This window comes from Lactobacillus corticis (assembly GCF_018327645.1).
Classification (GTDB): domain Bacteria; phylum Bacillota; class Bacilli; order Lactobacillales; family Lactobacillaceae; genus Lactobacillus; species Lactobacillus corticis.
In genome coordinates this window covers 169,920-190,896 of sequence record NZ_BMAY01000003.1, presented here as the reverse complement: position 1 = coordinate 190,896, position 20,977 = coordinate 169,920, and the positions used below count along the sequence as shown (strand labels likewise).

The 20,977-nt window shown below is 43.3% G+C and carries 23 protein-coding genes, 1 tRNA gene and 1 other annotated feature; of the genes, 5 read left to right on the top strand and 19 right to left on the bottom strand.

The genetic code is table 11. The features are described from left to right. Positions 1-234 precede the first annotated feature (234 nt). From recN to thmT, 14 genes are all read right to left on the bottom strand, one after another. Positions 235-1,914, bottom strand: a complete 1,680-nt coding sequence (gene recN, locus KI210_RS03235) for a DNA repair protein RecN (RefSeq protein WP_212780453.1) — start codon at positions 1,912-1,914, stop codon at positions 235-237. Positions 1,915-1,930: 16 nt separating this feature from the next. Next, complete coding sequence (locus KI210_RS03230; protein WP_212780452.1) at positions 1,931-2,743, bottom strand: TlyA family RNA methyltransferase; 813 nt, start codon at positions 2,741-2,743, stop codon at positions 1,931-1,933. Then, the gene (locus KI210_RS03225) at positions 2,743-3,612 is read right to left on the bottom strand and encodes a polyprenyl synthetase family protein (RefSeq protein ID WP_212780451.1); all 870 of its coding nucleotides are present in this window, start codon (positions 3,610-3,612) and stop codon (positions 2,743-2,745) included. The genes KI210_RS03230 and KI210_RS03225 overlap by 1 nt, the downstream gene beginning before the upstream one ends. Further along, complete coding sequence (locus tag KI210_RS03220; RefSeq protein ID WP_212780450.1) at positions 3,612-3,854, bottom strand: exodeoxyribonuclease VII small subunit; 243 nt, start codon at positions 3,852-3,854, stop codon at positions 3,612-3,614. The genes KI210_RS03225 and KI210_RS03220 overlap by 1 nt, the downstream gene beginning before the upstream one ends. Further along, a complete protein-coding gene (gene xseA / locus KI210_RS03215) occupies positions 3,835-5,202 on the bottom strand; it encodes an exodeoxyribonuclease VII large subunit (protein ID WP_212780449.1) in 1,368 nt (455 codons plus the stop codon). Before xseA ends, KI210_RS03220 begins: the two co-directional genes overlap by 20 nt. Then, positions 5,192-6,040, bottom strand: a complete 849-nt coding sequence (locus KI210_RS03210; protein ID WP_212780448.1) for a tetrahydrofolate dehydrogenase/cyclohydrolase catalytic domain-containing protein — start codon at positions 6,038-6,040, stop codon at positions 5,192-5,194. The genes xseA and KI210_RS03210 overlap by 11 nt, the downstream gene beginning before the upstream one ends. 47 nt (positions 6,041-6,087) lie before the next feature. Beyond that, a complete protein-coding gene (nusB, locus tag KI210_RS03205) occupies positions 6,088-6,486 on the bottom strand; it encodes a transcription antitermination factor NusB (RefSeq protein ID WP_212780447.1) in 399 nt (132 codons plus the stop codon). Then, positions 6,486-6,914 carry an Asp23/Gls24 family envelope stress response protein gene (locus KI210_RS03200; protein WP_212780446.1) on the bottom strand — a complete coding sequence of 143 codons (429 nt, stop codon included), beginning with the start codon at positions 6,912-6,914 and terminating at the stop codon, positions 6,486-6,488. Before KI210_RS03200 ends, nusB begins: the two co-directional genes overlap by 1 nt. A gap of 19 nt (positions 6,915-6,933) precedes the next feature. After that, positions 6,934-7,503, bottom strand: coding sequence for an elongation factor P (gene efp, locus KI210_RS03195; protein WP_212780445.1), 570 nt, complete (start codon positions 7,501-7,503; stop codon positions 6,934-6,936). A gap of 70 nt (positions 7,504-7,573) precedes the next feature. Further along, the gene (locus tag KI210_RS03190; protein ID WP_212780444.1) at positions 7,574-8,680 is read right to left on the bottom strand and encodes a M24 family metallopeptidase; all 1,107 of its coding nucleotides are present in this window, start codon (positions 8,678-8,680) and stop codon (positions 7,574-7,576) included. 90 nt (positions 8,681-8,770) lie between these two features. Beyond that, positions 8,771-9,061, bottom strand: a complete 291-nt coding sequence (gene rpmA, locus KI210_RS03185) for a 50S ribosomal protein L27 (RefSeq protein ID WP_212780443.1) — start codon at positions 9,059-9,061, stop codon at positions 8,771-8,773. Between the two features lie 24 nt (positions 9,062-9,085). Then, the gene (gene rplU / locus KI210_RS03180) at positions 9,086-9,397 is read right to left on the bottom strand and encodes a 50S ribosomal protein L21 (RefSeq protein ID WP_212780442.1); all 312 of its coding nucleotides are present in this window, start codon (positions 9,395-9,397) and stop codon (positions 9,086-9,088) included. 15 nt (positions 9,398-9,412) lie between these two features. Next, positions 9,413-9,490 (bottom strand) — a sequence feature (ribosomal protein L21 leader region). A 70-nt stretch (positions 9,491-9,560) separates the two neighbouring features. Continuing rightward, a complete protein-coding gene (locus KI210_RS03175) occupies positions 9,561-10,892 on the bottom strand; it encodes a DUF2325 domain-containing protein (protein ID WP_212780441.1) in 1,332 nt (443 codons plus the stop codon). A gap of 52 nt (positions 10,893-10,944) precedes the next feature. Then, entirely contained in the window at positions 10,945-11,124 is a 180-nt protein-coding gene (thmT, locus tag KI210_RS03170; RefSeq protein WP_212780440.1) for a 2-hydroxymuconate tautomerase, read from the bottom strand. A 120-nt stretch (positions 11,125-11,244) separates the two neighbouring features. Between thmT and KI210_RS03165 the strand changes: the two genes are divergently transcribed. Next, positions 11,245-12,006, top strand: coding sequence for a PAS domain-containing protein (locus tag KI210_RS03165; protein ID WP_212780439.1), 762 nt, complete (start codon positions 11,245-11,247; stop codon positions 12,004-12,006). Between the two features lie 93 nt (positions 12,007-12,099). Further along, positions 12,100-12,173 (top strand) — tRNA-Arg (locus tag KI210_RS03160). Between the two features lie 33 nt (positions 12,174-12,206). Here KI210_RS03160 and KI210_RS03155 read toward each other — a convergent pair. From KI210_RS03155 to KI210_RS03140, 4 genes are all read right to left on the bottom strand, one after another. Next, the gene (locus KI210_RS03155) at positions 12,207-12,758 is read right to left on the bottom strand and encodes a DNA-3-methyladenine glycosylase I (RefSeq protein WP_212780438.1); all 552 of its coding nucleotides are present in this window, start codon (positions 12,756-12,758) and stop codon (positions 12,207-12,209) included. After that, complete coding sequence (locus tag KI210_RS03150; protein WP_212780437.1) at positions 12,759-13,577, bottom strand: Cof-type HAD-IIB family hydrolase; 819 nt, start codon at positions 13,575-13,577, stop codon at positions 12,759-12,761. A 75-nt stretch (positions 13,578-13,652) separates the two neighbouring features. Further along, positions 13,653-15,554 carry a GTP-binding protein gene (locus KI210_RS03145; protein WP_212780436.1) on the bottom strand — a complete coding sequence of 634 codons (1,902 nt, stop codon included), beginning with the start codon at positions 15,552-15,554 and terminating at the stop codon, positions 13,653-13,655. A gap of 109 nt (positions 15,555-15,663) precedes the next feature. After that, positions 15,664-16,443, bottom strand: coding sequence for a nitroreductase family protein (locus KI210_RS03140; RefSeq protein ID WP_246487310.1), 780 nt, complete (start codon positions 16,441-16,443; stop codon positions 15,664-15,666). Positions 16,444-16,683: 240 nt separating this feature from the next. Here KI210_RS03140 and KI210_RS03135 point away from each other — a divergent pair, with 240 nt between their 5' ends. The 3 genes from KI210_RS03135 to KI210_RS03125 are packed head-to-tail and all read left to right on the top strand — an operon-like array spanning position 16,684 to position 20,028. Further along, entirely contained in the window at positions 16,684-17,217 is a 534-nt protein-coding gene (locus tag KI210_RS03135) for a TetR/AcrR family transcriptional regulator (RefSeq protein ID WP_212780435.1), read from the top strand. A 54-nt stretch (positions 17,218-17,271) separates the two neighbouring features. Next, entirely contained in the window at positions 17,272-17,634 is a 363-nt protein-coding gene (locus tag KI210_RS03130) for an arsenate reductase family protein (RefSeq protein WP_212780434.1), read from the top strand. A gap of 12 nt (positions 17,635-17,646) precedes the next feature. After that, entirely contained in the window at positions 17,647-20,028 is a 2,382-nt protein-coding gene (locus KI210_RS03125) for a Xaa-Pro dipeptidyl-peptidase (protein WP_212780433.1), read from the top strand. 40 nt (positions 20,029-20,068) lie between these two features. Here KI210_RS03125 and KI210_RS03120 read toward each other — a convergent pair whose 3' ends face one another. Continuing rightward, complete coding sequence (locus tag KI210_RS03120; RefSeq protein ID WP_212780432.1) at positions 20,069-20,932, bottom strand: GRP family sugar transporter; 864 nt, start codon at positions 20,930-20,932, stop codon at positions 20,069-20,071. Positions 20,933-20,977: the final 45 nt, after the last annotated feature.

Sequence of the window (20,977 nt, the reverse complement as noted above, 5' to 3'; positions counted from 1 at the left end):
GTGGTAACAGAAAAAGATCCATATAGTATCTAAACTAATACTATACGGATCTTCAATTCAAGCTCATATCAACCCTTATCAACAGGATTTGACAAAGAGCCAACTTATCATACCATAGAAACGGTATGCTTTTTTACAATAAGCTTGACCAGATCAAAAAGCGGCCAAGCCTGTTCCTCCTAGAATTAGGATCCTGGCTTCGCCGCTTTTTTTCTCACACACTAATTATATTATCTATTCTTGACTACGTTTTATCAAGTCCGCTGCGTTTTGTTTAGCAGCTTCAGTGACATTGTTGCCAGCCATCATTTGAGCGATCGCTGTAATGGCTTCTTCGGTCGTTAAAGGACCCACTTGCGTAAAGGTTGCCCCATCTTTGACTTCCTTAGCCACCAAATAACGATTATCGCCAGCTGCAGCCACTTGGGGCGAGTGCGTGATGGCAATAACTTGTTTATTTTTACCAATGTTGTGCATCTTTTTGCCAATAGCAGCTGACACCCGTCCGGAAACACCAGTATCAATTTCATCAAAAATCATCGTTCCCACTGGTTCAACCTCACTGAAAATTGCCTTGAGGGCTAAAATCAGGCGTGATTGTTCACCACCGGAGACAATTTTGACTAGGGGCATCAGCGCTTCGCCAGGGTTTGGCGCAATCAAAAAACTTACCTCGTCACACCCTTTTTCGGTAAAGGTTTCAGTTTGGTCGATAGCAATACTAAAACGCGCCTTTTCCATATAAAGATCAGCCAGTTCAACTTTAATCTTAGCTTCCAAATCGCTCGCAACTTTTTCGCGAATTTGGTGCAGCTCGCTAACTTCTTTGGTCAATTTGCTTTCTAGCTTTGCTAGTTCTTTTTGCAATTCATCTTCATCAAGACCGCCAGTTTCAAATTGATCCAATTCACGGTCAACTTTGGCATAAAAATCAAATACCTCTGGCAGACTAGGGCCATATTTCTTTTTTAAGGAATTTAAGGTATCCAGCCGACTGGTAACAAATTGGTAGCGTTCCTCATCAAAATCAAAGGCATCCATTAAATTTGATAATTCGCTACGCGCATCTGTCAAGGCATAGATCCCATCATTGACAGCTTTAGCAAAATCCTTAAATTTATTTCCATATTCTGCCAAAGTTTGGGCGGAATTTTGCGCATCATCAAGCAAAGCACCAATTCCATGTTCATCGTCATCATAGAGCTGCATGAAATAGTTTGCAGTATCCGCAATCTTTTGGTAATTGCTCAGTTCGTTGAATTCTTCTTCAAGCTCGTCATCCTCATGGGGATCAGTCAAATCAGCTGCAGCCAGCTCATCATGTTGAAATTGCAAAATATCGTGCTTTTGAGCTAGCTCCTGCGCATTTTGCCGCAAGGAACGCAGCCGTTTAGAAATTGCAAGCCAGTCTTGGTAATCTGCTTGATAGGTCTTTAAGTGTTCTGCTAGGGCTAATCCGGCATAATTATCAACCAGATCAATTTGCCGGTCAGGATCCATGAGGATCTGGTGGTTATTTTGTCCATGAATATCTACCAAATAACGTCCAAGATCGCGCAAGACATTGATGGTGGTGAGCTGGCCATTGATGCGGACGACGCTGCGCCCTTTTACAGCCAATTCTCGGCTAATAACTAACTGATGATCATCATAAGGAAGCCCATAATCTTCACACAGCTTGCTTACTTGTGCTTCTTGCGTCTCAAGTTCAAACAAGCCAGTAATAACTGCCTTTTTTTCACCGGTCCGGATCATTTCTTTTTGACTCCGTCCCCCCAATAAGAGGGAAACGGCATCAATAATAATTGACTTACCAGCACCGGTTTCTCCAATTAAAACCGTCATCCGATCCTGAAAACGGACTTTAAGCGTTTTAATTATGGCAAAATTTTGAATATCAAGTTCAACCAGCATTCTGCTACCTCAACCTTTACAATTCACTAACAGCCCGCGCTACAACTTCTGCTGGATCTCCATCCCAGAGGCACTGTCCGCCTGAAGCTTCATTTTTGCCTAAATGAATTAAAAATTCAACATTCCCCTTGCCACCTTTAATCGGGGAATAGTCAACTCCTAAAACATTAAAGCCGATCTTCATCGCTTCGGTCATCGTGTGCTGGATAACTTGCCGATGAACTTCATGATCATGAACAATCCCATGTTTGCCGACATTTTCCGGACCAGCCTCAAACTGGGGCTTGATCAAACAAACCGCATCGCATTGATCCTTCAAAATGGCATACATTGGCGGCAAGATGAGGTCCAAGGAAATAAAGGAAACATCCGTCATGGCAAAATCAGGCAAGCCTTGGTCAAAATCGCTTGGCTTGCTGTAGCGGAAATTCTGCTTTTCCATTACCACCACGCGGGGATCATCTCTAAGCTGCCAGGCTAGCTGATTATAGCCAACATCCAGGGCATAGACCAAGCTAGCCCCATTTTGCAAAGCCACATCGGTAAAGCCGCCAGTTGAAGCACCGATATCAAGACAGATTTTATTTTTGAGCTTAATATCAAAAACTTTCAAGGCCTTTTCCAGTTTAAAGCCACCCCGAGAGACGTATTTTTTTCCATCATCTTTGACGTAAAATACCTCATCAGGGGGAAACTTGGTGCCGCTCTTATCAATCCGTTGATGATTGTGGTCTGACACCAAACCAGCCATAATCGCACGTTGTGCTTGGGTTCGGGAATTGAAAATCCCCTGTTTGGTTAAAATCACATCTGCACGTTCTTTTGCCATTAAAGCACCTTCTGATAAATTTCTAAAAAGCCGGCTAATACTGGATCAGAAAAGTCCGTCAAATCCGCTTTAGCCTGGTCAATAAGTTGCTGCAACGCTTTGCGGCTGGCCTCAACGCCCAATGAAGTCAAAGTATTATTTTTTCCTTCCGCTTCATCTTTGTGCGTGGCTTTCCCAGCTTCTTCACTGGATTCAACCACATCAACCAAATCATCATAAATTTGGTAGGCACGACCAAAAGCATGAGCAAAATCAAGCAAATTTGGCTTAGCTTGGGCATCTGCTTGCCCATAAATCGCACCCATTTCAACACTGGCCAGAATCAAGCAGCCCGTTTTCAGCCATTCCATTCGATTTAAATAGTTATCGTCATTTTTAACCGCCGCATTATTGGTCGCATCAATATCTAAATACTGGCCACCAGCCATGCCGTTCGGGCCGATTGCTTGGGCCATAACGGCCGTCATCTCAACATTCTGGCTGCCTTTAGCAATCCACTCGATTCCTAATGGCAACAGGGCATCGCCGGCTAAAATAGCTTGGGCTTCACCCCATTTTTTGTGGCTGGTTAATTTTCCCCGGCGATAATCATCATTATCCATTGCCGGCAGATCATCGTGAATCAAACTATAGGTATGAATCAACTCAATTCCGCAAGCAGTTCTAAGAGCTGATTCATCAATTTCTTTGCCTAAAGTCTCTAGCACTGCTAAAAACAGCAGCGGACGCAATCTTTTGCCGCCAGCCATAACTGAATAAGCCATGATCTGGCCAAAATCGTGATCAGCGATTTCAGTCGCTAATTTATCAGCTAAAAAGCGATCAATTTGGGGCGTCCATTTTTTTCTAAAAGCCGAAAACTCCATCATTATGCCTCTGGTGAACCGCTGTTGGTTGGATCAATCGGTGTTTCGTTACCATCTTTGTCGATCAATTTAGCCACCGTTTCTTCGGCTGCGGTTAATTGCTTGTCTAAGTCTCTAGAAAGCTTAACGCCTGCTTTAAATTGATCAAGGGCATCTGCCAAAGGAACATTGCCGCTTTCCAAGTTGTTAACGATTTTTTCTAAACTTGCTAATTCTTGTTCAAAATTATTTTTCTCTTCTGCCATCTTGATTCCTCCTGATTTCATTTACTACCACTTCAGCTTCGCCGTCTTTAAAGTGCAGAATCAATTTCATTCCCTGGCTTAAGTCGGAACTTGAAGCTATCATCCGGTCATGCTCATCCGTAGTATAAGCAAAACCGCGATCCAAGGTTTTCTGCGGACTGATATCAGCTAAGCGCTGCTTAGCCTTCTCATAATCGTTCCGTTTGTCGGCTAGGTAATGCTGCATTTGGTCAGTCAACATTTTACTTAAATAGGCCCGTTTTTCTAGGTAGCTAGCAACTCGCTTTTCAGGGCTGTTGCCTATTAATTTTTGCAAAGCCAGCTTATAACTAGCCCGACTTTGCTTTAGCTCGTTATCGATAACCCGCGATAAACGATTTTTTAGCAAATCAAGTTTTTGGCTTTGCTGATCATACAGTCTAGTTGGCTCACGCAAGACTACCGAATTAGCAATGCGGTCCAAATATTGTCGCCGAACTCGAATGGCATTCTGCATAGCTGCCAAAAGCCGACTTGCCAGCTGATTCAGATTGGCCAACTCCTCTGGCAGGTTCGGCGTTGCGTATTCAGCTGCTGCCGTTGGCGTGGCGGCCCGCTGATCGGCAACCAAATCGCACAAGGTAGTATCAGTCTCATGTCCGACCGAAGAAATTACCGGAATCGACATCGCATAAACTTGTCGAACTACCTTTTCTTCGTTGAAGGGCCATAAATCTTCAAGCGACCCACCGCCACGACCGATAATCATGACATCATACCGGTCTTGATTGGCCTCAATTTGCTGCATGGCACTAACCAAGGAATCAGCTGCCTTGTCGCCTTGTACCACTGCTGGAAAAATATCGATTTCAGCGTGCGGAAAACGCCGATTGGCAGTAATCATAATATCGTGAACTACGGCTCCAGATGGCGAGGTAACTACTGCAATTCGATCCGGAAAATGCGGCAAGGGCTTTTTATGGGCTTGATCAAACAAGCCTTCCTTTGCCAATTTTTCCTGCAGCTGTCTTAACTGTTCATATAACGCCCCTAAGCCGGCTGGCTCCATGGTTTGAACCACAAAGTTCATGGCCCCGCCAGCTTCATAGATATTTACATAACCGGAAACATAGACTTTCATGCCTTCTTCGGGTTTGAATTTAATTTTTTCAAAAGAGCTTCGGAACATGATACAGTCAATTTTGGCCTTCTCATCTTTAAGGGAAAAATACTGATGAGCGTTGCGCCGCAGGCGAAAGTTGGAAATTTCGCCTTGCAGATAAACCTTGCGCAAGTATGGATCCTGTTTAAACTTTTGACCTAAGTAATAATTTAAGTCGCTGACCGTTAAATATTTACTAGCGTCCATACTGCCTCCTTGTCAATTTGATGACCCCCTCCATCAAAAATTCAACTGTTATTGGGCCAATTCCGCCCGGAACCGGCGTAATCATCTTTACCAGCGGTGAAACTTCATCAAAGGCAACATCCCCGACAAGCTTGCCGTCTACTCGGTTGATCCCCACATCAATGACCACCGCACCCGGCTTAATCATATCTTTAGTGACAAAACCAGCTTGCCCCACTGCCGATACTAGGATATCGGCGGTTTTAGTTAATCTTGCTAAATTTTGAGTTTTAGAGTGCAAAATTGACACCGTCGCATTTTCTTCCAGCATTAAGGCAGCTAACGGTTTGCCTACAATGTTGCTGCGGCCAATAATCACACAATTTTTCCCCGTCAATTCAACGCCATAATGCTTCAGTAAAGCAATTATTCCGGCTGCGGTCGCTGGTTCAACAAAATGGCTCCCTTGCCACAACCGTCCAACATTAGTGGAAGTTAGACCATCAACGTCTTTTTCTGGATCAATTCGGTCAAGGACTTTCTCCGGATCCAAGTGTTTCGGCATGGGCAATTGCACCATGATGCCGTTAATTTCCGGATCCTGATTTAAGCGATCGATTAGCGCAAAGACTTCAGCTTCAGTGGTGCTACTCGGCAACTGAAAAATATCCTGCTGAATTCCTAATTTTTCTGCTTTGCGTTTTTTAGTTCTGACGTATACCGCACTAGCTGGATCGTCCCCAATATTGATAACGCAAAAATGGGGAAAAATTCCCTTTTCTTTTAATTGGTCAATTTCAGCTTGCAGATGTTGACCGTGAAATTTTGCAAATTCTTTTCCATTCAATAATTCCGTCAAAAAAGTCACCTACTAATAAAAATAGCCGGCAGCTTGCCGGCTATTTGCTAATCTTCAACAAAGTTTGCAAGCACGCCATTCACAAATGGTTTCTCTTTAGGATCCGCAAACTCATCGCATAAATTCAAAGCCTCGTTCACAGCTGATTTAGGTTCAATAACTGAGCTGTATTTAATTTCATACAAGGCTACTTCTAAAATTGCAACAGTGATCTGGTTAACCCGATTCAAGCGCCAGCCTTTTTTTAATTTACTCGAAAGATCTTGCTCGAGTTCCATGCGTTTAGCAATCACTCCGGCAATCAATTCTTTGCTGTAAGCTGACAAAGTTTTTAAATCTAGGGCCTTAACCGTATTAGCTTCAACCTCTTCAACCGTCAGTTCAGGCGTTTGGTTTGCACTGTAAATGGCTTGCATAGCCACCTTTCGACTTTCGTGCTGATTCATTAATCTTCCTTATCCTCCGGAAACAGTTCTTCAGTAGCATCTGACTCAGTTAATTCTTCCGGAAAAACTAAACCGACAACATGGACATTGATGTCCGCCAATTCTAAATCGGTCATTTGAACCATTTGGCGCTTCAATGACTTTTGCAAGGCAGCAGCAACACTAGGGACATTTACGCCGCTGTTCAGATAAACGTAAACATCGGCAATTAAGTCGCCATTATCATCTAAGCTGACGCTGACGCCTTTGCCACGGTCTTCTCGGCCCAAAACCTTGCTTAAACTAGATTTTAAGTTGCCACGCATGGCAGCTACGCCATCAACTTTTTCAGCCGCAATAGCCAGAATAACTTCTAAAACCTTAGGATCAATTTGAATCGCTTCTTGCGTTTCGTCACCGCTAAGAAGAATCTTTGAATTATCTGCCATCTGCTTTTACCTCTAAAAACTATTTGTTAGCCCGTGAAACATAAGTACCATCACTAGTGTTGATGGTCAAAACATCCCCAGCCTTAATGAAGAATGGAACGTTGACTACCAAACCAGTTTCCATCGTTGCTGGCTTACCGCCACCACTAGAAGTATCACCCTTGATACCAGGTTCAGTTTCGGCAACTTCCAAATCGACTGTATTTGGCAATTCTACCCCTAAAGTTTCACCTTCATGAGAAATAACCGAAACTACCATATTTTCTTTCAAGAATTTTGATTCATATTCCACTTGTTCATTTGGAATTTCAAGTTGTTCATACGTTTCGGTATCCATGAACACATAATTGCTGCCATCATTGTACAAGTATTGCATCTTCTTGGTTTGGATGTCAGCAGTTTCAACCTTGGCAGTTGACCGGAAAGTAATTTCTTGCACGGCACCATTGCGTAAGCTCTTCAGCTTGGAACGAACAAAGGCACTACCCTTTCCCGGCTTAACGTGTTGGAATTCCACAATGCGCCAAATATCGTTATTGTACTGAATTGTCAGGCCATTGTGAAATTCATTAACAGAAATCATTGTCATAAGTAATTTTCCCTCATTTCTACATTATTATCTTACCAATCTTAGCCTCTTTTTGCTATGAAAACATTAATTAGAGTTCGAGTAATTCTGCTTTGGGCAAAGTTGATAAAGTTTCAGGAGTTTGATCGTGAACCAAAATGTCATCTTCAATCCGCACGCCGCCAACTTCTGGCAGATAAATTCCAGGTTCAACCGTGTGGACCATATTGTTAACCAGAGTTTGTTTGGCAAAAGGCAAAGCAGGTTGGCACAGCTCATGAATTTCTAGACCAATCCCGTGTCCAATGCCATGACCAAAAAATTCGCCATAACCTTTTTCGGTAATATAGCTTCTGGCTGCCTGGTCTACCATTTTTCCCGTGTTTCCTACAACTGCACTGGCAATTCCGCGTCGTTGGGCTTCTAGGACGATGTCATAGATCTCACGCTGTTTGGCATTGGCTTTTCCGACACAGACAGTTCTGGTAATATCGGCGCAATATCCATGGTAAAAACTACCAAAGTCGATTACTACCAAATCCCCTTCAGCAATTTCTTTATCTGAAGCTACGCCATGAGCCCAGCTAGAACGATAACCTGAAGCAACAATGGTATCAAAATCCGGCCCATCGCCGCCATTTGCTTTAAACAAGTAGTCTAATTTAGCAGCTACAGTCCGTTCCTTAACTCCTGGCTTAAGAAGCGGCAGGATGCCCCGATAGCTTTCCATGGAAATATTAATCGCCTGGCGAAGCGCGTTAAGTTCTAACTCATCCTTCACGTTGCGAACCCGTTCGACCAATTCTTCACACATAACAAACTCAACTTGGGGATTAAGCTTGACCAGATTTTGATAGTCGATTGCCGAGATAAATTCGCCTTCTACCAAAACGCGCTTGGGCCGCAGTTCTTGCAAAACGGCTGTGATTTCGGGCAAATCGCCCCGCTTTTTCATAACTACCTGCAGTTCGCCGGGAGCTTGAGCTTTAATTTGACCAGCAAAACGCGAATCTGACAGCAAAACCCGTTCTCCTTTAGCGGTCAAAAGCAGCTGCGCTTCCTCGCCAGTGAAGTTAGTTAAGTAACGATAATTTGCCTGATTGAAAATTAGCAAGGCATCTGCACCCTGCTCCTTAATTAAGGCAGTTACTTGGGCAATTCTACGATTTAATAAACTGAGCAATTTTTGTGTTTCCATGAGGACACCCCTTTCTCTTTTTAATCATTATACAAGATTTTGGACTAAAAAAAGCGAGCCGCAATAGCTGCCCGCTTAATTAATGTCTTTTTATTCAGCTTCGTCTACTGGGTAAACGGAAACTTGCTTCTTGTTCTTGCCAAGACGTTCGAACTTAACAACACCATTTGCCAATGCAAACAAAGTGTCGTCACCACCGATACCAACATTCTTACCTGGGTGGATCTTAGTACCGCGTTGACGGTAAATGATCGTACCTGCGTGGATTTCTTGGCCATCAGCAGCCTTAGCGCCTAAACGACGACCAGCTGAGTTACGACCGTTGGCAGTTGAACCGCCCCCCTTGTGGTGGGCAAGTAACTTAAGACCTAAAATGTTCATATTATTCACCTCGTTAATCTCTAATTATGCTTCGATACTTTCAACAGTAACCTTAGTGTAAGGTTGACGGTGACCATACTTAGAGTGAGAGTGCTTCTTAGGCTTGTACTTGAAAGTTACAACCTTCTTTTCCTTGCCTTGCTTTTCAACTTTAGCAGTGACCTTAGCACCATCAACTAATGGCGTACCAACCTTAACGTCTGAGCCATCAGCTACAAGGATCACTTGGTCAAAAGTAACAGTTTCGCCAGCTTCAACATCAAGCTTTTCAACGTATAAGCTGTCGCCCTTGGCAACTTTGTATTGCTTGCCGCCGGTCTTAATAATTGCGTACATTTGTACACCTCCGAAAAAAATACTTAGACTCGCCAATTGAGGTGCTGCCATTTAGCAGACTTGGGACCTCAAAACGTGCGGTTGCAGATGTGAGGTTTCACAAATACAACTCCTATATTCTACTACCTCCAAAGGCGCTTGACAATGCTTAAATCTGATCTTCTTAAGCTTTTATATAATCAATGCTCTGCGTTCCTTCATATGCCGGCAAGCCTTTTTCTGCCCGATAAAGTGCCCGTTCAAAGCTCTGATAGCCCTTGCTCGAACTAACCGCAAACTTAACGCCGTATTTGCTGGCAAATTCGTTAATATTCCAAGTCGCATCATGAGCCGCAAAGGCCGTAACCAAAATCACCAAGTCGAGCCGCTTAATTTGGTTTTCCATGAGTTTGCGTTTGCCTTCAAAGGCATCAATTGGGATCGGAATACCATGATACCTGGTCACGATACTTTCTAAAAATGACTCGTTTTGATGATCGCCAATCGCAATTCCGACTCTTTGGTAATGCAGATCCAAATCCAATTTTTCTAAAGAATCATTTGTTTCAGTTCTGACTTTCTTAACCTTCTTGGTTTGCGGCCTCTTAGGCTGTTCTGTTTCATAGATCCATCTTACCCGCACCGCATCAGCTGGCTGCTTTTTCAGCCGAATGTCACCGGTGTACCAAGCCAAATCGACAATTGAGCCGTCTTCAAGGGGAACTAAACCGCCCTGATAGTAACTTTCATCCAGCCAAACAGTTGTCGACTTGCCCCTAATTTTTAGGTGTTCGCCGCGAATATTTCGAGTTACTGAAAAACTCTTGCCATTTTTCTGCACAACGCCATAATCAAAGGTTTCTATTGGATCATAATCCCGCGTGCGCAATTTCTTAAAACCAACAATCCGCAAAACTTCGGCTTCATAGTGACTATCAGCAAGCGGCAAGGCTTCGACGACATCGCCGCTTTTTAAATTCAAAGAGTGGATTTGTGCCTCTTTAATGTTAAAAACCACATCCCCGTTTTCATTGACCAAATCGCATCCCGTCAATAAACGAATCACCGTATAGCGTTTCCCCTTGCGATAATCACGTTTGGTTGCTTTCGGTTTAACAGCTTCTTCAAAGATTTTTCGGTTGACTGCTGACTCCGTCGGCTGCGAAGCCTTAATGGCCTGTTCTAAACTACTGAGCAAGTCGCCATATTGTTTGCCTACTCCGGGGACAAAAGTTAAGCGATGAATTGCTTGAACCGCTTTTTCTTGATGGTTGCGGTCGCCTGGCTGGCGAATTAAGCCGGCCGTTGACTTTAGCAGTTGCCTGACATAAGTTTTTTCAGCTTCATTATGGTTTTTTACCGGCTTTTTAGTTGGAGTTTGACTAGGCTTACTTTCCTTATCGCCTTCAGCCATTTGAATAATTGCTTTGATCGCCGCCAAACTATTAGTCAAGCTTTGGTCATCACCAGCGGTCTTATTTAGAATGGTTTTTAAATTATTGCGGTAATCTAGCATTCCATCATCCTTTCACAAAATAAAAAGACGGGTAAATCCCGTCAATCAATGGCTATTTGCGCCATTCTCCGCCTTGGGCTAATTGGTGTGAACCAAGCTGATTGATAATTACGTTGATGTGTTCCTTAGGGGCACCAGTATCTTGATGCACAACTTCAGTTACATCCTTTACTAATTGCGTCAGTTGTTCGTCGCTGCGACCTTCCAATAGTTGAATAGTTACAAATGGCATGTTAATTCCTCCAATCATAAGTCTATAAAATCATTTTACAACTTCTTGTTCAGCAATGGCTACAGGCTTATAATTAAATCGTTTTCATAGTATAAAAAACAGAATTGTGAGGTAACTATTATGGCTGAACCAAAATGGTTAAAAGACATGAATCGTGATGAATACTTAAAGGAAGACTTCGATGCTACCGGTCATTCGCGGTACACCGTCGACGGGATCGACAAAAACGACCCTGATTGGTTGGATAAGGCTGCTAAAAAGGTTCACGCTGCAGAAGGTGATGATTATGTTAAATTGGACAGCGGCTTGCTCACCGTTAACCAAATTAACTGGATGCTGCGGAACACCTTTGGCGAATTGACCTTCGTTGATGACAACAACCAATTCCTGTGGTACAACCGTCCACAAGACCCTAACTACAAGATGAAGGCCAAGCGTGTGCCAGCCCAAGTTGGCGACACAATGGCAGCAATTCACCCAGACGTTCGCGACGTAATTCCTAACGCTAAGAAAGTGGTACATGCTTTGCGGACTAAGGAAGGCGGCCACGATGACGTTTATATGCCAGTGCCAACCGGTAACTTAAAAGAATTGGTATTGCACTACTACAAGCGGGTTGAAGATGAAGATGGCAACTACATGGGAATTTATGAATGGGTTCAAGATTTATACCCATTTGTAAAATACTTCTGTGAAACTACCGGACAAAAGTTAGTGGTTGATCCAGATGCCCAAACAGGTGCTACCTACCGGCGTAATTCTGATCCTGAAGCACAAACTGGTGCATCAACCAAGGCTGAAGCCGAAAAAGTGGAAAAGGCAGCTGAACCAGCTCCAAAGCCGGCTGCTGACACTACTTCAAGTGCTTCTCACCATGAATAATCAGCATAACTAGCGATTTTAAAATTAATCCGAAAAAAGGTTTGACAAGGGCCCCAGAAATTCCATATAATAGTTTTGTTCTGTTTTGGAACTGGTCTGGTAGCTCAGCTGGATAGAGCAACAGTCTTCTAAACTGTGGGTCCTGAGTTCGAATCTCAGCCGGATCATATCAAAAAGACGTCATCATTTGATGACGTCTTTTATTTTGCTTCGCAACCGACAATGTGATCGTTAATCAAACCAATTGCTTCTAAATAAGAATAGACTGTTACCGGTCCTACAAATTTAAAGCCCAACTGCTTTAACTTTTTAGACAAGTCGATACTAATTTGCGTTTTATTGGGCAACTCCTTGAAAGTCTTTGGGTAATTTACAATTATGCCCTTTGTTGCTTCTTGCAAAATCGTTCCTAATTTTTGACCATTTTGATGCAATTTGCACATTGCTTGCGCATCAGCAACGGCTGCCTCAATTTTCCTGCGATTGCGAATAATTCCTGGATCAGCCATCAAAGAAGCAATTTTGGCTTGATCATAATTTGCTACGACTTGATAATCAAATCCAGCAAAGGCTTTGCGAAAGTTTTCGCGTTTATGCAAAATCGTTTTCCATGACAAGCCGCTTTGAAAACTTTCTAAAACCAACATTTCATATAAGTATTGTTCAGCTAAATTCAGCTTCCCCCACTCTTGATCGTGGTACTCCTGGTAAAGTGGATCATTAGGCAGATCTGGCCAATCGCAGCGTTTCATTTAAGCCTCTTTCAAATCAAAATATGCTTCTAGGTAATCAGCTAAGCCGTCATGCTCATTATCAAACCGAGTTACATCATTTGCTCGCTCTTTCAGTTCAGCTCTACCGTTAGCCATCGCCACTCCGCGACCCGCAAAATCCAGCATTTCAAAATCATTTACTTCATCCCCAAAAGCCAGGATGCGCTCTTTAGGAATGCCATAGTAGTCAGCAATCCGAGCCAAGCCCAGGGCTTTATGCGCTTTGGTCTCGATCAATTGCATAATTTGACTATCTCCGCCCCAAACGCGAAATTCTAATTCGCCGCTAGTGACTTCGGAAATTGCGGCAGCTAACTGGTCTTGTTTGGAAATATCAGCTACGCCTACGCTTAGTGATATTGGCGCTACTTGCAAGTTTTCCCGATTCAAGATTTCTTGCGGGCGCAAGCGATCAGGCAAAAACGGCGAAAATTCACGGCATGGTCTATCTGCCCACATATGCCGCTTGCTTTCTGCCAAAATAAATTCCAAACCTAGACGCTGACGCTGGGCCAATAAATGAAAGACAATTTCTGGATCAATCCGCAAAGCATATTCTTCCCGCCACTTATGGTGCGGAATATGAGTTAGCGCCCCATTAAAGTTCACCATCGGAGTGCTGAGCGTGAGTTGATCATAGTAATTAACCGCACGGGTATAAGGACGACCGGTAACGATTACCACATAATGGCCCTCTTGATTCAAGGCTTGGATTACTCGTTTGGTCTTTGGGCTGATTTCTCCCTGGTCATTCAAAGTTGTGCCATCTAAGTCTAAAGCAATTAAATGTGGCAGCATTAACTTTTCCTCCTCAATTTTTAGTCTGTAGAGTTTAAATATACCGCATTTAGCTAGCTATTCCAAAATATAATTTCAATGCCACTTAGTATAGTACGGACAATGCATGGTTTGCGGCACCTGGTTCCACTTTACCGGATAACCGGCACCGTGCTTGCAGAAAACCGAATCGGGCGTGTTGTCTAAGTCTCCTTCGGCATCATAGCCATTATTGGCAACTTCACAGGGACGATTTCCACCTGGCAAGAGCTGCAAAACTCCTTGACCAGAAGTGTAGCTGCGGACCTTAATGCCATATTCGCGCATCTGACTTACTGGCGCATGACCAGTAATCATGGCCAAATTGCCTTTTTGCGTCAATTGACTGTCGCCGCCCATCCGATCAATATCTGACAAAGCATGGCCAACTTGCTCTTGCGGCAAAGTTAGGACGAATTTGTACCAAGGTTCAAGCACTTGAGCGTGGCCTGCTGCTTGCGCCATCATTAAGCCTTGTCGAACCGCTCGCCAGGCAGCTTGGCGCATATCGCCACCAACAGTGTGGACCTGACTGCTTTTTCCGCCAACCAAGCTGATCCGCACATCGGTCAAAGGCATCCCTAAAACGACGCCCTTATGCTTTTTAGCAGCAAGACTGGTCATTATCTGGTGCTGCATGTTTTTGTCTAATACTTCCAAGCTGCATTTATTAGCATATTCGATCCCGCTCCCCGCTGGTAAGGGCTCTAGTAAAAGGTGAACTTCTGCGTAGTGGCGCAAAGGCTCAAAATGGCCGACTCCTTCTATCGGCTTAGTAATAGTTTCATGGTAGAGTATTTGGCCTTCACTAAACTCAACATGCAAATTAAACCGATCCTGCAGTTTAGCTTTTAAAACTTCCACTTGCAGTTCGCCCATCACGGAAACCCGGATTTCTTGCAAAGTTTCAGAAAAGGCAACTTGCAAAAGCGGATCTTCATCAGCTAATTCGTTAAATGCTGTCAAGGCTTCATGCAATTTACTAGGAGCAACAAGAACGGCATACGATAAACTCGGCTGCAGAACCGGGGTCGGCAGATTTTTTTCTTTTCCAAGTCCCTGTCCGACATAGCTAGCAGTTAACCCGGTCAAGGCGGCTACGCCCTGTTTTAATTCGGAGGCAGTTTGGAACTTGCCTCCTTGATATAAGCGAATTTGATTGATCTTCTCACCGGTTGGTAAGACTGTTTTCGGCCGCAATTCTCCACCAGTTAGTTTTACCCAGGTTAAGCGTTCATGTTGATCGTGAGAAATCTTAAAGACCCGAGCCCCAAAATCAGCAGCAAGTTTAGGTTCGATTGTCCATTTAGCCAAACCAGCCAGTAAATCGGCTGTTCCTAAGAGTTTCAAAGCACTGCCAAAGTAGACCGGAAAAACTTTCCGCTCCAAAATTAAATTTTGCAAATCTTCATCAGCCAGCTGACCGTCCGTCAAATATTTTTCCAGTACCGCATCATCTTGCATAGCTGCGTTTTCAATATCGATCTCATCAGAAAAGTTAGTGCAGCCCTCAGACCAAGTCGTTTGCAGGTTTTCCAGAATTTGCGCGCGACTTGGAGTCGGCAGGTCCATCTTATTGACAAAAATAAAAACGGGAACCTGATATTTTGCCAGCAAATCCCAGAGTGCAGTGGGATAACCGGCTAAGGGGTCACTTGCGCTGATCAACAAAACAGCATAATCAAGCACCGATAAACTGGCTTCCATTTGGCTAGCAAAATCGAGGTGGCCGGGAGTATCAATCAGCTGGTAGTGCGCATCGGCCGTTGCTAGCTCTGCTTGATGACTGAAGATCGTCACGCCGCGCGCTTTTTCTAAATTATCCGGGTCAAGCAAGCTAGTCTTTTGATCAACGCGTCCTAGCTGCCGAACGGCTCCGGTTTGATAGAGCCAGGCTTCAGCTAAACTAGTCTTGCCCGAATCAACTTGCGCAATCAAACCGATAGTTAAATGCTTCATGCTTTTGCTCCTAAATCATGACTTTTTCAGCCATAAAATTTATCACTAACTATTTTATAGCAAATACTGGCAAAAAAATAAAACTCCAGTAATCAACTGGAGTTTTTCGCTATTCAAATCGAGCAACTTCATCTAAGCTCAACCGCGAGCAGTATCGGCCATGGCCTTTAGCTTTGCCCATCGAAACAATCAAAACCGGCTTATAACGCTTTTCATCCAAATCAAACAGTTTAGCAGCTGGTTCCTTCTTGAATCCGTCCATTGGGTTGGTGTCATAACCATGGGCTCTGGCCACCAGCATCAACGCCATCTCTACCAAACCACAATCATGCATAATCCATTCTTCCTTTGTCTCTTCACTAAGAGTTGGGAAGTACGATTGCGCAAATTTAGTCAAGAATTCCTGATTTTCTTTTGGAAAGCCACCCATTTCATATGTAGCTTCGTTTATCTTTGCTGCTTGTTCATAAAACTTACGATCGCCAAAAACCATGACAATGCTTGAAGCTGTTTTTACTTTCAAATGATTTGCAGGACCAACAATCTTATCGAGTTTGGCTTTACCTTCATCTGAATCAACAACTACAAATCGCCAAGGCTGCATGTTAAGCGATGAAGGTGCAGTTGTAGCAGCTTCCAAAATATCACGCATTTCATCTCTAGAAATTTTTACATTGGGATCATATTCTGGACAAGAATGACGGGCAAGCAAAATTTTACCAAAATCGTTAGTCTTAAACTTTTTTGCTAAGTCTAAAAGTTCCCGTTCTCTTGCATCAGCTTTTTCATTCTTTTTTGGCTGATTTAAATTAACATCATCAGTTGACATCTTTGAAGTCTTCAAAGCAGCTTCTGCAGCAGTTTCTGCATCCATCTTTTTTTCTGACATAATTAGCTCCTTTCGTTCACTTGAACGATAAAAATCAAAAAAATAAGTTGTACTATTATCCTTAGTCAAAAGCTCTAAAAAGCGCTTTCAACAAGACTCATTATATACTGTTTTGAATTATTTTCAATAGTTGTTACATTTAGCTTATCGATTTCGGGGCTACTTAGTCCCTAAATATTCCCGCTTTTTGCCACTCTAATTGTTATAATTAATTCAATCGAACTAATTGGAGATGAATTTATGAAGCAATCTCAACCCGAAAAAATTATCCATACAGCAAGACAGCTTTTTGCTAAATACGGCTACGCTGCCGTTTCAACCCATCAGATCGCTAAGGTAGCAAAGGTTTCCCAGAGTCAAATTCGCTACTACTTTTCAACCAAAAGTGGACTGCTGTCAGCAGTAATTGACAATTACGCTCAGGATTTTCTCCCAAAATTAAAGCTAGAACTTCATCGAGCAGCAAGTAAGCAAGAAAAAATTCAAGCAATTGTTGCTATCTTTATTAACAACTTGCAGGCCGATCGCGACAACTTCACATTAATGTATGAGTTAGTGCAAATGGCTTTTAGCCAACATCAGCCAGAGATTACGGAATTTTTAAATCAGTGTACCCAGATTGTTAATGATGAGATTTTTCACGAAAAAGTTCCAGCAATGGCCAAACAGTTAACCGGATCGCTGATGGGAACCAGTGCTTGGCTTTTAACAATGCCTGATTGGTACAATCATTTGGATTGGCTTACTGAAGTTGGGGCTAAATATTATAGTTAAGTCCAGCAAGTCATTGTACAATTATCTTAACGACCTATTAGAAAGGACTTTGCAATGATAAAATTTTATGGTTATAAACGTTGTTCCACTTCAAAAAAAGCCCGCAAATGGTTTGACGACCATGATCTCGCCTATGATTATCAAGATCTAGTTGAACAACCGCCTACCAAGGATGAGCTAAAGCGCTGGATTTCCGCCCATCAGGATCGGGGTTTGCGCTATTTCTTTAATACCAGCGGCATGCATTATCGTGAGCAGAATATTAAAGAAAAGATTCCAACCATGACAATTGATGAAGCTAGCGACTTGTTATCCCAAGATGGCAAACTGATAAAACGTCCTTTAGTGGTTGATGGCGATAAATTAACCTGCGGGTTCAAACCTGATATTTACGAAGAAGTTTGGCAGAAAAAATAAAGGAGTGCGCAAATGAAGTACAACCAATATGCTTACCAAAAAACCAGCCTGGACCAAGCTAAAAAAGAGCTGGCCAGCATCAACTTTTTGCCCCAAAACTGGCAGACTTTGCCATTTGGCGAATTATTTGCGGCGTTAGTTGAAAATTCAGTGGCTGAAGCTAAGACTCCCGCTGCTAAAATTGCAAAATTAGCAGAATTTGCAGTTGATCCCCAAACCAGCTTAAAGGACTTTTTGCAAACAGACCCCACTCGGTTAACAAGCGAACAATTCTATGATGTAGCCCTGCAGCTACTGGGCTACCACCCATTTTATGATTATGACTTAGCTGCACCAATTAAGTTCATGAACAAACAGGCTTTGCCAACTGTTCAATCCATCGACAATTCAGATCAGCTGGTGCAGGCTTTTTATCAACTCTTGAATACTCGTGCCAAGAATGGTCAAACCTTAATTGATAATCTGGCTGGCAAAGGCTACTTCACCCAATTCTGGGGTAAGCATGAATTTATGTTTTTCAATGGCAAAAGTTTGCCGGTTTTTGACACCAGCAAAGTAATTCGCGAAGTAGTTTATGTGGCTAGTGATTTAGATACTGATGAAGATGGGCAAAGCGACTTAATGCAGGTTACCATTTTCCGCCCGGCTGAAACCAACTCAGGTCTAAAGGTCCCTGCTCTCTACACAGCTTGTCCATATTTTGGCGGAATTATCGACAATGCTAAAGAAAACCATTCAGTTGACGAAAACTTAACTGATGCTACCGCCTGGACCAACCCGCCGTATGTTGCCAAACCCCAAGTTCCTGCTCCTAAACCGGGAACTGAAAATGCTGAACCAACCGAAGAAGCAGTTCACAAGGCAACCTACCCATTAAACGAATATCTTTTGGCGCGCGGTTTTGCTTCAGTCTTTGCCGGAGCAATTGGGACGCGGGGCAGCGATGGTTTAAGAATCACCGGATCGCCAGAAGAAACCCAAGCTGCAAAAGAAGTTATCGAATGGCTTCACGGCGATCGGATTGCCTACACTGACCGCACTCGTCAACACGAAACCAAGGCCTTCTGGTGCAACCGCAACATCGGCATGACTGGTCGGTCATATTTAGGAACCTTGCAAATTGCCGTAGCCACTACTGGCGTGGCCGGACTCAAGACGGTAGTTTCAGAAGCTGCGATTTCTTCTTGGTATGACTATTATCGTGAACACGGCTTAGTCATTGCTCCTGGGGAATGCCAAGGGGAAGATATGGATAAATTGGCCGAAACCTGTCAATCCAATTTGTGGGATGCCGGCGACCGCATTAAGATTTATCCAAAGTACGCCGCTGAACAAAAACTGCTGCAAACTTGGCAAGATCGTCAGACTGGCCAATATAGCGACTTCTGGGAAGCGCGCAACTATCGCCACCACACTGACGGCATCAAATGTTCTTGGATCAGCGTTCACGGCCTCAATGACTGGAATGTTAAGCCAAAGAATGTCTACAAGATTTGGCAAAAAGTTAAGAACTTGCCAATCAAGCACCACCTCTTCTTGCACCAGGGACCGCACTACAACATGAACAATTTGGTATCAATTGATTTCACCGATTTGATGAACTTATGGTTCTGTCATGAACTATTAGAAGTAGATAATCAAGTTGATGAACTGATGCCGCCGGTTTTAATCCAAGATAATCTTCATGCCGACAAGTGGCATACTGAAGCGGACTGGTCAGACGATTTGGGGCAAAAAGTTGTCTACTACCCTAACGATGATGGCAGCTTAGCCAAAGATGGCAACGGCAAGGCTAAATTAAGTTTCGAAGATGTTGGCGGCAGCGACTTTAAAGCAGCCAAAATCAGCGACTTAGACTGGGAATACAAGTTCATTGCAGGTGATGAAAAATGGGCCAAGCCAAGTCTGCGCTTTGAAAGTGAAGAATTCATCCACCCGGTAACTTTGGTTGGACGACCAGAAATTCATGTTCGCGTTAGCGGCAGCTTGCCTAAGGGGCAATTGTCAGTGGCTTTAGTTGAAAAAGCTGACCGCAAGCGTCTAACCCCAACACCTAAATTCTTGATGCGGGGCGGCCAAGAACTTGCTTATCGCTTTGGCACCGATACCTTGCAGGAATTTGTACCAGATAAAGAAACCAAAGCTAAACTGATTACCAAAGCTCATATGAACTTGCAAAACTATCAAGATATGAAGCGGCCAAGCAAGATCGAAGCTAATGAGTTTTATGATTTGACCTTTAAATTGCAGCCAACCTACTACACCATGCCAGTTGGCAGCAAGCTGGTTTTGATCATCTATTCAACCGACCAGGGAATGACTAAACGGCCGCTTGAACATGAAACCTACACCATTGATTTGGCAAATACTGAATTAACTTTCAGTCAGAAATAAGCAGCAAAAAAGCTCTCCATTTGGAGAGCTTTTCGTTTGCTTAGAAAATAGTTGTCAAAACTGCACCTAATACAATCAGAACCAGGCCGATTGCCGTGTAAATCATGCCTTGCTTGCTCTTGCGTTCATGTAAGAACAGCATCCCGCCTAAAGTCGAAATGACCACTGAAAGCTGCGAGATGACAAAGGCCATATTTACGCCGTTAGCCTTCATCGAAAGGTTGTAAAATAGTGCTCCGAAGGCCCAAGCCATGCCTGGCAAGGCAAATTTGTAACTGATGGCTTCTTTTAAGGCGGAACCTTGTTTAGTTACTAAAACATAGATCAAACCAGCCACAAACATGCCAACTGTTTGACCAACAATAATTGAATAGCCATTGGCTTGAATGCTCTTAGGAATGGTACTTGAAGCAATGTAGCCTAATGAAGTCAAAAGCAAAATCGTCAGCGTGGCCGTTTGATTGCTCTTGCTTCCTTCGCTGGTGCCTTCATCGGTTTTACTGGTTGCTAAAACTCCGATAATCAAGCAGGCGATTCCCAAGAAGCCCCAGATTTTAGCTGAAGTACTTGCCCATTCGCCAAAAATCAAAACACCAATCAAGCTAACGCCAATTAATTGTGCTCCGGTTGAAATTGGCATGGTTTCAGAAACGCCAATCTTGGCATATGAAATAAATTGCCCTGCTTGACCAATCACCCAGCAGGCACCTGCCATAAAGGCCACCCAAAAAGTTTCCCACGACATTGGGGGATGTGCTACTGCCAAGGTTCCCAAACCTAACACTAAAGCACCAGTTACCGTCCCGATAATCTGGTTGTAAACGTTGCCGCCTTTAATCTTACCAACAATCAGGGGCATGATTCCCCAACAGATTGCTGGCAAAAATAAAATCAGAATATTCATATGTACTTTTATCTCCCGAATAAAAACTGTGATAAGTCATTCTAT

Bases quoted from the DNA above. Each gene is read 5' to 3' on its own strand.
- recN (WP_212780453.1), bottom strand. From the start codon at position 1,914: ATGCTGGTTGAACTTGATATTCAAAATTTTGCCATAATTAAAACGCTT.
- KI210_RS03230 (WP_212780452.1), bottom strand. From the start codon at position 2,743: ATGGCAAAAGAACGTGCAGATGTGATTTTAACCAAACAGGGGATTTTC.
- KI210_RS03225 (WP_212780451.1), bottom strand. From the start codon at position 3,612: ATGATGGAGTTTTCGGCTTTTAGAAAAAAATGGACGCCCCAAATTGAT.
- KI210_RS03220 (WP_212780450.1), bottom strand. From the start codon at position 3,854: ATGGCAGAAGAGAAAAATAATTTTGAACAAGAATTAGCAAGTTTAGAA.
- xseA (WP_212780449.1), bottom strand. From the start codon at position 5,202: ATGGACGCTAGTAAATATTTAACGGTCAGCGACTTAAATTATTACTTA.
- nusB (WP_212780447.1), bottom strand. From the start codon at position 6,486: ATGAATCAGCACGAAAGTCGAAAGGTGGCTATGCAAGCCATTTACAGT.
- KI210_RS03200 (WP_212780446.1), bottom strand. From the start codon at position 6,914: ATGGCAGATAATTCAAAGATTCTTCTTAGCGGTGACGAAACGCAAGAA.
- efp (WP_212780445.1), bottom strand. From the start codon at position 7,503: ATGACAATGATTTCTGTTAATGAATTTCACAATGGCCTGACAATTCAG.
- KI210_RS03190 (WP_212780444.1), bottom strand. From the start codon at position 8,680: ATGGAAACACAAAAATTGCTCAGTTTATTAAATCGTAGAATTGCCCAA.
- rpmA (WP_212780443.1), bottom strand. From the start codon at position 9,061: ATGAACATTTTAGGTCTTAAGTTACTTGCCCACCACAAGGGGGGCGGT.
- rplU (WP_212780442.1), bottom strand. From the start codon at position 9,397: ATGTACGCAATTATTAAGACCGGCGGCAAGCAATACAAAGTTGCCAAG.
- KI210_RS03175 (WP_212780441.1), bottom strand. From the start codon at position 10,892: ATGCTAGATTACCGCAATAATTTAAAAACCATTCTAAATAAGACCGCT.
- thmT (WP_212780440.1), bottom strand. From the start codon at position 11,124: ATGCCATTTGTAACTATTCAACTATTGGAAGGTCGCAGCGACGAACAA.
- KI210_RS03165 (WP_212780439.1), top strand. From the start codon at position 11,245: ATGGCTGAACCAAAATGGTTAAAAGACATGAATCGTGATGAATACTTA.
- KI210_RS03155 (WP_212780438.1), bottom strand. From the start codon at position 12,758: ATGAAACGCTGCGATTGGCCAGATCTGCCTAATGATCCACTTTACCAG.
- KI210_RS03150 (WP_212780437.1), bottom strand. From the start codon at position 13,577: ATGCTGCCACATTTAATTGCTTTAGACTTAGATGGCACAACTTTGAAT.
- KI210_RS03145 (WP_212780436.1), bottom strand. From the start codon at position 15,554: ATGAAGCATTTAACTATCGGTTTGATTGCGCAAGTTGATTCGGGCAAG.
- KI210_RS03140 (WP_246487310.1), bottom strand. From the start codon at position 16,443: ATGTCAGAAAAAAAGATGGATGCAGAAACTGCTGCAGAAGCTGCTTTG.
- KI210_RS03135 (WP_212780435.1), top strand. From the start codon at position 16,684: ATGAAGCAATCTCAACCCGAAAAAATTATCCATACAGCAAGACAGCTT.
- KI210_RS03130 (WP_212780434.1), top strand. From the start codon at position 17,272: ATGATAAAATTTTATGGTTATAAACGTTGTTCCACTTCAAAAAAAGCC.
- KI210_RS03125 (WP_212780433.1), top strand. From the start codon at position 17,647: ATGAAGTACAACCAATATGCTTACCAAAAAACCAGCCTGGACCAAGCT.
- KI210_RS03120 (WP_212780432.1), bottom strand. From the start codon at position 20,932: ATGAATATTCTGATTTTATTTTTGCCAGCAATCTGTTGGGGAATCATG.